Origin of the sequence: Halomonas sp. PR-M31 (genome assembly GCF_001039575.1) — a bacterium.
Lineage (GTDB): Bacteria > Pseudomonadota > Gammaproteobacteria > Pseudomonadales > Halomonadaceae > Modicisalibacter.
In genome coordinates this window covers 20,564-32,179 of the sequence record NZ_JIBT01000024.1, presented here as the reverse complement: position 1 = coordinate 32,179, position 11,616 = coordinate 20,564, and the positions used below count along the sequence as shown (strand labels likewise).

14 protein-coding genes are annotated in these 11,616 nt (G+C 58.5%); 10 read left to right on the top strand and 4 right to left on the bottom strand.

All coding sequences use genetic code 11. The features are described 5' to 3' along the window. Positions 1-28: 28 nt before the first annotated feature. Entirely contained in the window at positions 29-235 is a 207-nt protein-coding gene (locus tag CH74_RS07235; protein ID WP_048306792.1) for a hypothetical protein, read from the top strand. Positions 236-607: 372 nt separating this feature from the next. Here CH74_RS07235 and CH74_RS07230 read toward each other — a convergent pair whose 3' ends face one another. Further along, on the bottom strand, positions 608-1,372 hold the full coding sequence (locus CH74_RS07230) for an NAD(P)H-dependent oxidoreductase (protein WP_048306791.1): 765 nt from the start codon (positions 1,370-1,372) through the stop codon (positions 608-610). Positions 1,373-1,466: 94 nt separating this feature from the next. Here CH74_RS07230 and CH74_RS07225 point away from each other — a divergent pair, with 94 nt between their 5' ends. The 3 genes from CH74_RS07225 (at position 1,467) to CH74_RS07215 (ending at position 3,684) form a co-directional block, all read left to right on the top strand. Next, positions 1,467-2,351, top strand: a complete 885-nt coding sequence (locus tag CH74_RS07225) for a LysR family transcriptional regulator (RefSeq protein ID WP_048306790.1) — start codon at positions 1,467-1,469, stop codon at positions 2,349-2,351. 103 nt (positions 2,352-2,454) lie between these two features. After that, positions 2,455-3,042, top strand: coding sequence for a hypothetical protein (locus CH74_RS17720; protein WP_053070664.1), 588 nt, complete (start codon positions 2,455-2,457; stop codon positions 3,040-3,042). Then, complete coding sequence (locus CH74_RS07215) at positions 3,043-3,684, top strand: RES family NAD+ phosphorylase (protein ID WP_048306789.1); 642 nt, start codon at positions 3,043-3,045, stop codon at positions 3,682-3,684. Here CH74_RS07215 and CH74_RS07210 read toward each other — a convergent pair. Beyond that, entirely contained in the window at positions 3,641-4,018 is a 378-nt protein-coding gene (locus CH74_RS07210) for a cupin domain-containing protein (protein WP_048306788.1), read from the bottom strand. The two genes, CH74_RS07215 and CH74_RS07210, sit on opposite strands and share 44 nt — an antisense overlap. A gap of 97 nt (positions 4,019-4,115) precedes the next feature. Between CH74_RS07210 and CH74_RS07205 the strand changes: the two genes are divergently transcribed. The 5 genes from CH74_RS07205 (at position 4,116) to CH74_RS07185 (ending at position 8,792) form a co-directional block, all read left to right on the top strand. Further along, positions 4,116-4,754, top strand: a complete 639-nt coding sequence (locus tag CH74_RS07205; RefSeq protein ID WP_048306787.1) for a LysE family translocator — start codon at positions 4,116-4,118, stop codon at positions 4,752-4,754. Between the two features lie 76 nt (positions 4,755-4,830). Further along, a complete protein-coding gene (locus tag CH74_RS07200; protein WP_048306786.1) occupies positions 4,831-5,037 on the top strand; it encodes a DUF6494 family protein in 207 nt (68 codons plus the stop codon). A 79-nt stretch (positions 5,038-5,116) separates the two neighbouring features. Beyond that, the gene (locus CH74_RS07195) at positions 5,117-7,054 is read left to right on the top strand and encodes an ABC transporter ATP-binding protein (RefSeq protein WP_048306785.1); all 1,938 of its coding nucleotides are present in this window, start codon (positions 5,117-5,119) and stop codon (positions 7,052-7,054) included. Between the two features lie 53 nt (positions 7,055-7,107). Further along, positions 7,108-8,034, top strand: a complete 927-nt coding sequence (locus tag CH74_RS07190; protein ID WP_048306784.1) for an ABC transporter ATP-binding protein — start codon at positions 7,108-7,110, stop codon at positions 8,032-8,034. Next, complete coding sequence (locus CH74_RS07185) at positions 8,031-8,792, top strand: ABC transporter permease (RefSeq protein ID WP_048306783.1); 762 nt, start codon at positions 8,031-8,033, stop codon at positions 8,790-8,792. The genes CH74_RS07190 and CH74_RS07185 overlap by 4 nt, the downstream gene beginning before the upstream one ends. On the opposite strand, the gene CH74_RS07180 is transcribed toward CH74_RS07185, so the two are convergent. Further along, a complete protein-coding gene (locus CH74_RS07180) occupies positions 8,782-10,110 on the bottom strand; it encodes a HAMP domain-containing sensor histidine kinase (RefSeq protein ID WP_048306782.1) in 1,329 nt (442 codons plus the stop codon). The two genes, CH74_RS07185 and CH74_RS07180, sit on opposite strands and share 11 nt — an antisense overlap. Beyond that, positions 10,107-10,793: a response regulator transcription factor gene (locus CH74_RS07175; protein WP_048306860.1), complete on the bottom strand. Its 687-nt coding sequence runs from the start codon at positions 10,791-10,793 to the stop codon at positions 10,107-10,109. The genes CH74_RS07180 and CH74_RS07175 overlap by 4 nt, the downstream gene beginning before the upstream one ends. 185 nt (positions 10,794-10,978) lie before the next feature. Between CH74_RS07175 and CH74_RS07170 the strand changes: the two genes are divergently transcribed. Next, positions 10,979-11,587, top strand: coding sequence for a Spy/CpxP family protein refolding chaperone (locus CH74_RS07170; protein WP_048306781.1), 609 nt, complete (start codon positions 10,979-10,981; stop codon positions 11,585-11,587). The last annotated feature ends 29 nt before the right edge of the window (positions 11,588-11,616 follow it).

The following is an 11,616-nucleotide window of genomic DNA, read 5'->3' as shown; positions in this document are numbered from 1 at the left end:
CATGATCAATGCATGCCAGAGGTTTTCGATGATACGTACCGTTGAAGCCATAGTGGACGAAACCGGTGACATTCGACTCACCGAGCAGGTCGAGTTGAAAGGCGCTCATCGCGCACTCGTCATGATCCTGGATGAACCGCCAGTAGACGTCCTGGAGACGCCGCTGCTCTCAGAACAGAGCTTGATGGATTGGTCTAGAACTGAGGAAGACGAGGCATGGTCACACCTGCAGTAGGCAGCATCGTTCTCGTACCTTTTCCCTTTTCCGACCTTTCTGACTCAAAACTGCGCTCCCCTTGGTTGTCGCTGCTGCGGGTCGTGGCGATTGGGTCTGTATACAGATCACAAGCAATCCGTACTCGGACCCACTATCCATTGAGATCAATGAACCGGATTTCTATTCAGGATCATTGCAGAGAGTAAGTTACGCACGGCCAGGCAAGTTGTTTACTGCCAATGAATCGCTATTCAAAGCAATCGCCGGACAGCTAACAGAGCAAAACCTCGGTGAAGTCGTTTCCAGTGTCATTGCTCTTTTGAGTGGCAATAGATAGTCCCGACCTCGCTACAGGATCAGATCAAGCGGCGCAGTGAGTGATCAGTGGCGTCAGGGATGCGCGCGAATGAAATAGTCATATCCCTCTACGCCTGGCTTGAGGACACCGCGCTCATCCCAGTCGTTCCAACCGGTGAATGGGATCGGGGTGTTCTCTGCGAGTGTTTCCAATCGCCGGGCCCAACCCGCTTTGTAAGTCTCGAGCTGCGCTTTGAAGGTGTCCCGGGCCTGGTAGACCGGGCCACCGCCCTGGATGCCATGGGCCAGGAACGGCGGCAGTACGTCATAGCCCATGTAATAGAGCGAATAGTGCATGGGCCACAGGAGCAGGTTGATATCGCCACCGCGCCCATTATGGGCAAACGTCGCCGCTGGCCCTCCAGTGGTCACGCAACAGATCGCGCGCCGGCCACGAAAATGCCCGCGATCATAGCGGTACGTTCCGGTATATAACCCGCCGTAAACGAATACGCGATCCATCCACCCCTTGAGCATGGCCGGTTGGGCGTGCCACCACAGCGGGAATTGGAAGACGACCAGATCCGCTCGCTCCAGCCGTTCGATTTCGCGGCACACATCGGTAGGCAAGCTCCTAAATTCGCTGGCATGGCGCTGCTCGGTCAGAGCCGTAAAAATCTCCGTATTCGCAGGCTCCCGATAATGGGTCGGGCCCTCCGCGGGATCGAAGCCCTCGGCGTAAAGATCGGATACTTCTACGGTATACCCAAGCCGCTGCAAGGTTTCTGTTGCCACATTCTTGAGCGCGGCGTTAAAGGATTGGGGTTCGGGATGACAGTGAACGATCAGTGCGTGCATGACCGGTTCCTCTTGTGAGTTCGATTAAGAGTCACGACACTATGGAGCTTGCAAAAAAGAACGAACATTCCCTATTTATGAAAACCGACTTTGCATGAATGAAAACAACCTTCTATGGGACGATCTAAGGATCGTTCTGGCGATCGCCCAGGAAGGCACTCTCTCGGGTGCGGCACGCCGCCTGGCGGTGAGTCATGCCACGGTCTTCCGCCGCCTTGCGGATATCGAACGCCGACTGGGCGCCCAGCTATTCGAACGGGCGCGCAGCGGGTACATCCCGACACCCGCTGGCGACGACATCGCGGCGGCGGCACAGCGCGTCGAGGCCGAGGTACTGGCCGTCGAACGCCGAATTGCAGGCCAAGACCTGCGTCCCTCGGGGAATGTGCGTGTCACGACAACGGATACACTTCTGCTAGGACTGCTATCGCCGATATTCGCGGAGTTTCGACGGTCTCATCCCGAGATAGAGTTGGAAGTCGCGGTTTCCAATCAGCTTTTCAGCTTGACAAAGCGTGAGGCAGATATCGCTATCCGACCCTCACTTGCTCCCCCTGAGAGCCTGGTTGGACGTAGGATCGGAACCATTGCCCAAGCAGTCTACAGGGCAAGCATTCAAGACTCAGACGCCGTGAATTGGGTCGGTCCGGATGAGCGCATGGCGTATCGGGCACTGGAAATCTGGATGACTCAGCAAGGGCACGATAAACATTGTCACTATCGCGTTGATACGTTACTAGGAATGCTGGCGGCCGTTCGCGACGGTATCGGTCGAGCGGTGCTGCCCTGTTATCTCTGCGATGACGATGAACGACTGGTCCGAGTCGGCGAGCCGATTCCGGAGCTGGCCACCGACCTATGGTTGCTGACTCACTCGGACCTGCGCCGGGTCGCACGAATACGCGCACTGATGGAGTTCGTGGCGCAGTCCGTCAGCGCCAGGAGCGCGCGACTCTTGGGAGATAGCTCTTCGCCATAGCGACTCAAAAAAACTGAATGGTGAGATGCCACGAACAGCGTTATAGTGACATCATTAACGGTTTCTATCTTTTTAAGCCAAAGTAAGTTGTGAGGTGAATGCCATGATCTCCCGGGACGATATGCACGTGCTGGAAAAGGCAGGTATTCCCGATATCGAGAGCCTTGCGGCGAGTGCGGTCGAGTTCCTTCGTGAGCATCCGATATACGAACAGGCCAACCCGACCAATGCCTTGTCTGTAGATGAGGAGCGCCTTCTCATGGCAGGAGGCGCCGAGGGAGTTGGTGAGCCGAACCGCATGGCATCGCAGTACAATCTGCGCTCGGCGGTCGCGCAGTATGCCCAACTGGTCAAGCGTGCTTATCGCCAGAGCGAGGTCGCTACATTACTGGAGGTCACGACCAGTCGCATTCGGCAACGTACCGACGAAGGCTCGCTCTATGCGCTGACCTCCGCCAATCGGCGCGTTTATCCTCGCTGGCAGTTCGGCGAATCGGCCACCCTGCCCAATCTTGAGCCGGTATTGAACGCCCTCAGTGTCAGCGCTCATCCTCTCGCCGTGGAGCGCTTCTTTCTCACGCCACACGCGGATCTCGAATCGGATCTGCTGGACGCCATACTCAGCCCACGCGACTGGTTGCTGGCCGGGCATTCCCCGGATCCGGTGATACGAATGGCCCGCGAGCTGTAGATGATCAAGACCGACGAACCGTTGTCGTTGGAAGCATTGCGCACCCTACTTCCGGTAAACGTCACTCTGGAAAAGGGCGAGCAGGTATATCGACTCTTCTTCGCCGGGGGCGAATATCCCACCAACTGGGACAGCTTTCGCTATTTTGGTCCTACCGCCTCGCGCTTCGATCACCACTTACCCGATGGCGACGGTGGGGCCTATGAACAGTCCCGGGGCATCATGTACCTGGCGACCGGAGCAGAGGCCATTCCTACCTGTCTTGCGGAAGTCTTTCAGACAGCGCGAGTCATCAATACTCGATCCCGAACTCCGGTGCTGTGCTGTTTCGCCCTGGAAGCCGACGTGACCCTTCTAGACCTGACCGGCGCTTTCGCCACCAAGCTTCGTGCCTCTACCATCGGAGGTTGCGATCGCGCCTTGGCTCGACGCTGGGCACAACGGCTCTACGACGCCTACCCTGACACGGACGGAATTCTCTATACCTCCTCGATGTATCCTGGTCGACCCGCCATCGCCCTGTTCGAACGGGGAACATCAGCCATCGCCACACGTCCCCTTTTCCATCGTCAACTGCAGGACGTAGCACTCACCAGCGTCATCGAGCGAACCGCGCAGAAGATCGGTTATCTGGTGGTGTAAAATCAGTCACGTGGGCCCCAAAGAAAATCACCCAGGTTCTGAAATCGTCTGAAAACTCGGTGAAGCGGTGCTCTGCTCCCGCGGGCACGAAGAAGAAGTCGCCTTGCTCGAAATCGAACAGCTCATTTTCAAGACGAAAAGTGCCACGACCCGAGGAAATGATATAGATCTCGTCCTGAGCGTGAGGTGTTTGCGTATCAACGCCTCGCGGAGAAAACAGCTCGACGGAAACGTCGCCCCGCTCGAATAGAACCGCAAAGGGATCGGGCAGGCTGGGAAGCAATGCAGCCGCCTCGCTTTCATCGATAAAGTTGACGTTCTTTGTTTGTGCCATAGCCTGCACGCCTCGTTATTGTTGACGGTCGAGAGTAGAGTTCTTTAGTGGACTTTATTCGCCATGATGAAACAAACAAGCGCATGAAGGTATTGCCATGATCGACTTGACCTACTGGTCTTTATTTCTTGGCGCGGCGATCGTGCTCAACATCTCGCCAGGGCCGGATCTGATCTACATCCTGTCGCGCACCATCGCCAATGGCCGCCGGATCGGCATTGCTTCATCCTTGGGCGTATGCTCTGGGGCCTTCGTGCATGTGGTGGCCGCCGCCGCAGGTATCTCGGCAATCCTGATGACCTCTGCCGTGGCCTTTACGATCGTGAAATATATCGGCGCCGCCTACTTGATCTATCTCGGCATTCAGGCACTGCGTTCTAGCGGAGCAGGCTTCGATGCCGCAGCGGCGGACAAAAAGCACGTCAGCGCCTGGGGCGCCTACAAGCAAGGCGTCATGATCGATGTACTCAATCCCAAGGTCGCCATCTTCTTCATGGCGTTTCTGCCGCAGTTCGTCCGTGTCGATGCAGGGCCCGTGGCGCTTCAACTCATTCTGTTGGGGCTTGCGGTCAATATTGTCGCCGTGATCATCGAGTGTTCGATCGTATTGCTGGCGGCACGCACGACTCACTTCTTTCGTACTAGCCCGCGACTGGGCAAGTGGCTTGATCGAGTGCTGGGGACCGTGCTGGTGGCGTTGGGGGTGCGACTGGCAACATCGGAACGCGCACTTTGAGTGTTTGCGAGACAAGTGCTGCGTCCAGCGTTAGGCTATTACGATCACTCACGCCAATATCGTCAAGGATGTCATCATGAATGAGGAAACCTTCAACCTGAGTATTCGCAAGTTTCTGAAGAAAGTCGGCGTCGGCTCTCAGTGGGAGATCGAGCAGGCGGTCAACAAGGCTATCGAGGAAGGTCGCTTGAAAGGCGATGAAACCCTGCCTGCTCACATGACGCTGGAGATCGGTGATCTCAATCTCAAGATCGATTTCGATGGAAGCGTCGAACTCGAGTAGCCCATTCGCGGTCAGTCATTGAGTCGCGCAAAAAACCATTCAGTGCTTACGTAGTATCATCCCCACGCCATGGCAACTTATGCCATGGCGCTCTTTTCGCTTCATCACGCCGCTACAGGTTGCCATGTTTCGCTTTTTTGAAAAGCTGGTCGATCCCTACCCTCAAGCTCAGCCTCGGACACCGCCCAAGGGATTGCTTGCGTTTCTTTATCACTATTCCCGGCCGGTACTGCCGCTGTTGATCCTGATGTCGCTGCTGACGGCAGCGGTCTCGAGCGTGGAGGTGATGTTCTTTGCCTACATGGGCGATCTAGTGGATTGGCTGAGCAACGCCTCCCGAGAAAACTTCTATGCGGACTACGGCTGGCAGCTCGCCGGCATGGCGGCGCTGATTCTGTTGGTCTTTCCGCTGCTGGTGCTCGCAAGCTCGCTGGTGTCCCATCAAGGGATCTTCGGCAACTACCCCATGCTGGTGCGCTGGCTTGCCCATCGCTACGTGCTGGATCAAAGCCTGCCTTTCTTTCAGGATGAATTTGCCGGCCGGGTGTCGCAGAAGATCATGCAGACGGCGCTGGCGGTACGCGAGACGGTGATGAAGCTGATGGATGTATTCGTCTACATCATCGTCTATTTTCTCGGCGCCCTATGGCTGATGGGCAGCAGCGATCTCTGGCTGACCCTCCCTTTGGTGCTTTGGTTGGCAGGCTACATCGCCATCATGGTCTATTTCGTGCCGCGCCTGCGCAAGGTGTCAATGGCCCAGGCGGACGCCCGGGCGGAGATGACGGGTCGCGTCGTGGACAGCTATACCAATATCCAGACCATCAAGCTGTTCGCCCATACCCGCCGGGAGCAGGCTTATGCCCAGGGCGCCATGCAAGGGTTCATGGGCACGGTGCACCGGCAGATGCGCCTGGTCACCCAGCTCACCGTGGTGCTGCAGACCCTCAACTCGTTGCTGCTGGTCGCCGTCGGCGCGATTGCGATCATCACTTGGCATCAGGAGCTGATTTCCCTGGGTGCGATTGCCCTGGCCATTGGCCTCGTGATGCGCCTGCGCGGCATGTCGGACTGGATTCTGTGGGAAATTGCCAATTTGTTCGAAAACATCGGCACCGTACAGGATGGCATCAACACCCTTTCCCAACCCGTCGCCATTGCGGATGCTCCGGATGCCGCACCGCTTGCGACTATCCAGAGCGAGATACGCTTTGAGCAGATTGATTTTCATTATGGCGAGGCGCTGACGGATCGACAGTCCCAGCGGGTCATCGAGAACCTCTCGCTGACCATCAAACCCGGGGAAAAGATCGGGCTCATTGGGCATTCCGGAGCGGGCAAATCGACCCTGGTCAATCTGCTGCTGCGTTTTTACGAGCTTGAAAGCGGGCGTATTCTGATCGATGGCCAGAACATCAGCCAGGTAACTCAGGAATCGCTGCGTCGTCATATCGGCATGGTGACCCAGGACACCTCGTTGCTGCACCGCTCGGTGCGAGACAATATCAGCTATGGTCGCCCGGAGGCCTCGGAAGCCGAGATCATCGATGCCGCGCGTCGTGCCCACGCTCACGAATTCATAGGTGCGCTCTCCGACCCTCAAGGACGCACCGGCTATGATGCCCATGTGGGCGAGCGCGGCGTCAAGCTCTCTGGCGGTCAGCGCCAGCGCATCGCCATTGCCCGTACGCTGCTAAAGGACGCGCCGATTTTGATTCTCGATGAGGCCACCTCGGCATTGGATTCCGAGGTCGAGGCGGCGATTCAGGAACAGCTCTACACCCTGATGCAGGGCAAGACCGTCATCGCCATCGCCCACCGGCTGTCCACCATTGCCATGCTCGATCGTCTGGTGGTGATGGAACACGGCCGTGTCGTCGAGGCCGGCACCCATGATGAGCTGTTGCGCCAGAATGGTCTCTATGCGCGGCTATGGCGCCGTCAATCCGGTGGTTTCCTGAACGACGCACCAGAGCCGGTTGCGACGAAAGAAGCCTCCCTTCGTTCATCCAGTTGAACCTGTGCGATCATACCCCGGACGCTCCTATCTCTTTTCGACAAGGACACTGCATGTCATCGGTCATTAGCGTCTCGCACCTGTCCAAGACGTATGCCTCGGGCTTCAATGCCCTCAAGCAGATTGATCTCGATATCCAGCGCGGCGAGATTTTCGCCCTGCTCGGCCCCAACGGCGCCGGCAAGACGACCCTGATCAGCATCATTTGCGGCCTGGTCAACCCGAGCGAAGGCACGGTGCTGGCGAATGGTTTTGATATCGTCAAGGAGTATCGCAAGGCCCGCTCCCAGATCGGCCTGGTGCCCCAGGAACTGACCACGGATGCCTTTGAAACCGTCTGGAACACGGTGAGCTTCAGCCGTGGCCTGTTCGGCAAGGCGGCGAGTCCGGAGCATATCGAAAAAGTGCTCAAGGACCTGGCCCTGTGGGGCAAGCGCAACAACAAGCTGATCACCCTTTCCGGTGGCATGAAGCGCCGGGTATTGATCGCCAAGGCGCTCTCTCATGAACCGCAGATCCTCTTTCTCGACGAACCCACCGCCGGCGTGGACGTGGAGCTGCGCCGGGACATGTGGGAGGTGGTGCGCAAGCTGCGCGAAAGCGGCGTGACCATCATCCTCACCACTCACTACATCGAGGAAGCCGAGGAAATGGCGGACCGCATCGGCGTGATCAGCAACGGCGAGATCATCCTGGTAGAAGAGAAGGCCACCCTGATGCAGCAGCTGGGACGCAAGCAGCTGACGCTGCAATTACAGGAACCCTTGGAGACCATTCCGGGCAATCTGAACGGCCACGATCTGGAACTCGCCTCAGACGGCCATGAACTGGTCTACACCTACGATTCTCAACAGGATCGTACCGGCATTCCGGGTCTGCTCGGCGAACTCAACGCAGCGGGTATCAATTTCAAGGATCTACGTACCCATCAGAGCACCCTGGAAGAAATTTTCGTCAGCCTGGTAAGGGAGCGCCCATGAACCTTCAAGCCGTTGCCGCCATCTATCGTTTTGAGATGGCCCGAGCCAAGCGCACCCTGCTGCAGAGCGTGGTATCGCCGGTCATTTCCACATCGCTTTACTTCGTGGTATTTGGCGCCGCCATCGGTTCACGCATTACCGAGGTCGAAGGGGTGAGCTATGGCGCTTTCATCGTGCCCGGACTGATCATGCTGATGCTGCTGACCCAGAGCGTATCCAACGCCTCGTTTTCGATCTTCTTTCCTCGATTCTCCGGCACGATCTACGAGCTGCTGTCCGCCCCGGTCTCCTACTTCGAGATCGTGCTGGGCTACGTGGGAGCCGCCGCCACCAAGACCATCGTGCTCGGGTTGATCATTCTGGTCACGGCGAATCTGTTCGTGCCACTGCGCATCGAGCACCCCTTCTGGATGCTGCTGTTTCTCGTGCTCACGGCGCTAACCTTCAGCCTGCTGGGGTTCATCATCGGCATCTGGGCGGATACCTTCGAGAAGCTGCAGCTGGTGCCGCTGCTGGTAATCACACCGCTGACCTTTCTCGGCGGCAGCTTCTACTCGATCAACATGCTGCCACCAATCTGGCAGACCATCACCCTGTTCAACCCGGTGGTCTATCTGGTCAGCGGCTTTCGCTGGAGTTTCTACGGCATCAGCGACGTCAGCGTGACCGCAAGCCTGGCCATGATCCTGCTGTTTCTGGGGCTGTGCCTCGGCGTGGTGGCCTGGATATTCAAGACCGGCTATCGAATCAAGCCTTAGAAACTGGAATAGATAATGGCATGATCAGCCTGATCACTAGCCCACCCGAGGCGCTATTGGCTGCCTCGACGCTCCCGCCATGGGCCGCGAGGATATCCTTGGCGATGGCGAGCCCTAGCCCCCAGCCTTTGCCCCCCCGGGCCTGATCCGAGCGGAAGAAGGGCTCGAACAGCTTGTTCAGGTCCTCATCCGGGACACCGGGGCCTTCGTCGCGAATCTCGCAGACCAGCCGTTGTTCTTCCAGTGTCACCTTGATATCGATCTCGGAGCCTGAGGGTGAGTGATCCAGCGCGTTTTGCAACACGTTATCCAAGGCGCGATGGATCAGATCAGCGTCACCGAGAATTGTCGCCTCGTCTGCATGCTCCTTTACGTTCAACTGGCAATCTACGCCACGCTGGGCTGCATAATCCGCCACTCCGTCCAATACCTCTTTCAATACCTCGACAAAACGCAGCGATTGCCGCGCGATCGTCTCACCCTTCTCGCTCACCCGGTACAGCGTGAGAAGCTGTGCCGTCATCGCCTCCAATCGTTCGTTCTGGCGCAAGATCGTCGTCATCAGCTCCGGTTCCTGTCCGCCGTCCGCGGCCAGCTCGATGGCCACGCGCTGGCGCGCCAGGGGCGTGCGCAAATCGTGGGAAACATCACGCAAAAGCTGATGCTGGCGGGTCAGCAACGTGTCCAGGCGCGCCGTCATGGCGTTGAAAGCGCTTGCCAGGGCGCCGATCTCGTCACGCCGATCGACGACGGTTGCGCTCACCCGCAGCGAGGTATCGCCCTCGGCAATGGCGCGCGCAGTGGTTTCCACCTGGCGCAGCGGCCGGCTGATGTGACGAGCAATCCACCAGCAGGCAAAGGTAATCAAGCCAAACGTCAGGCCAAGTTCAACCGATCGAAACCAGCGAGGATCGAGCCAGCCCTGGCCACGCCCACCGCGCGGCCAGGCCAGTAACTGATACCCTTGCGGCGCAGCGATCACCGCCGGGCGCTGAGGATAGCCCTCTCGACGACTGCGCGGATGACTCCTCGGACCGATGCCTTCAGTTTCGTCTCCTTCCAGCAGAATCAGCTGCAGTTGCAAGCGCTGACCTGCCCGGTGGAGAAACCGCCGGGCCGCACGGCGCTGGTTCGAGGTTTCCAATTCGACTGCTTGCCGAGCGAGACTCATGAGATCCTCGCGCTGTTCGAGCTGGACACGTTCCCTTCGAGCCAACTCGTGCAGCGCCATGTTGCTGGCAAACACGGCGGCGATCATGGCGATCCAGATCAGCAGGAAGATACGCCAGAACAGCGGCCAACCCAGACGGCGTCTCATGCCGGGCTCCGATAGCTGTAGCCCAGGCCCCGTACCGTCTCGATACGGGATTCTTCCCCACCGTCCAGCTTGCGCCGCAGATTGCTGACGTGCATGTCCAGGGTGCGATCATGCGGCGTCAATCGCCGGCCCAGGGCCCACTGCATCAGATCGGTCTTGCGCACCACCGACCCCACCCGGCTCAGCAGCACCTGAAGGATCTCGTATTCCGTGGCGGTCAGGTCCAGCGGCTGCCCGTTCTGGAAGACCCGGCGCTGATCCGGTTCGACACGCAGATCGCCTATGGTCTGGGCGTCATCGATATCGGTTTCCCGATCCCAGGCAACGCGTCGCAAGATGGCCTGAATGCGCGCGACCAGCTCTCGCGGATTGCAGGGCTTGGGAATATAGTCGTCGGCACCGACCTCGAAACCGACGATGCGATCGGTTTCCTCGCCACGCGCCGTGAGCAGGATCACCGGCAGGCGCGTTCTGCCACGCAGGCGGCGCAATACTTCCAGACCGTTGATATCCGGCAGCATGATGTCCAGTACCACCAGATCGACAAGCTCATCCTGGGCAAGCGCCAGTCCGTCGAGACCATTGGCTGCCTCTCGCACGTCCAGTCCTTGGCCGCTCAGATAGCGCGCCAGCAGACTACGTAGTTCGTCGTCATCCTCGATGAGTAAGATGCGGCTCTGCACTCGTTGTTCTCCGCTTGAGGCTCGTCTCGATTGTTCTGCCTGGATTGTATCCTGCTGCATCAGTGCCATTCTCCGCCTTTACTCAATCTTTACATCGCCCTGACGGCACCTGACACCCCAAGCGGTACGCTGTCATCAATCCAGAGCGATCGCCCTGGCCCACAGCGAACCACGAGGAGAACATCATGAAATTTCCAACTTCACGCAAGCTGATCCTGCCCCTGGCCATTGCCGCCACATTGAGCGTCAGCCCGCTAGCCCTGGCCTGGTCCGGTGGCGGCTACAACGGCGGTGGCGACGGTTACAGCAAGCACTCCCAGCGCGACTGCCAGCGCGGCAAGCAGTCCGGCATGATGCATGGCTCCCAGGGCAAGATGAGCCAGCACCGCTTCGAGCACATGGCCATGCGCCTTGGCCTAAGCGAAGACCAGCGCGATGCAATGCGCGATATCTTTGACGAAAAGCGCGAGGAGCGCCGTGACCAGCGCCAGCAGAAACAAGACCAGGATCGTCCACAGCTGTTCAGCGGCGACCCGACCAGCAGTGACTACCAGGCCAGGGTTGAAGAGGCGGCGGACAAGGCTGCCGAAATGGCCCGCCAGCGGGTTCAGTCCCGTGCGGATACATACAGCGCCCTCTATGAGGTGCTAGATGAAGAACAGCGTGACATCTGGGCCAAGATGCAATCCGAGCGTCAGGAAATGAAAGCCGAGCGCCGGGAGATGAAGGCCGAGCGCCGGGAGATGAAGGCCGAGCGCATGGAGCAGCGCGGGGATGGGGATCGCCGTAACTGATCCTGAACCGGCCGGGGGCGAATTCGTGT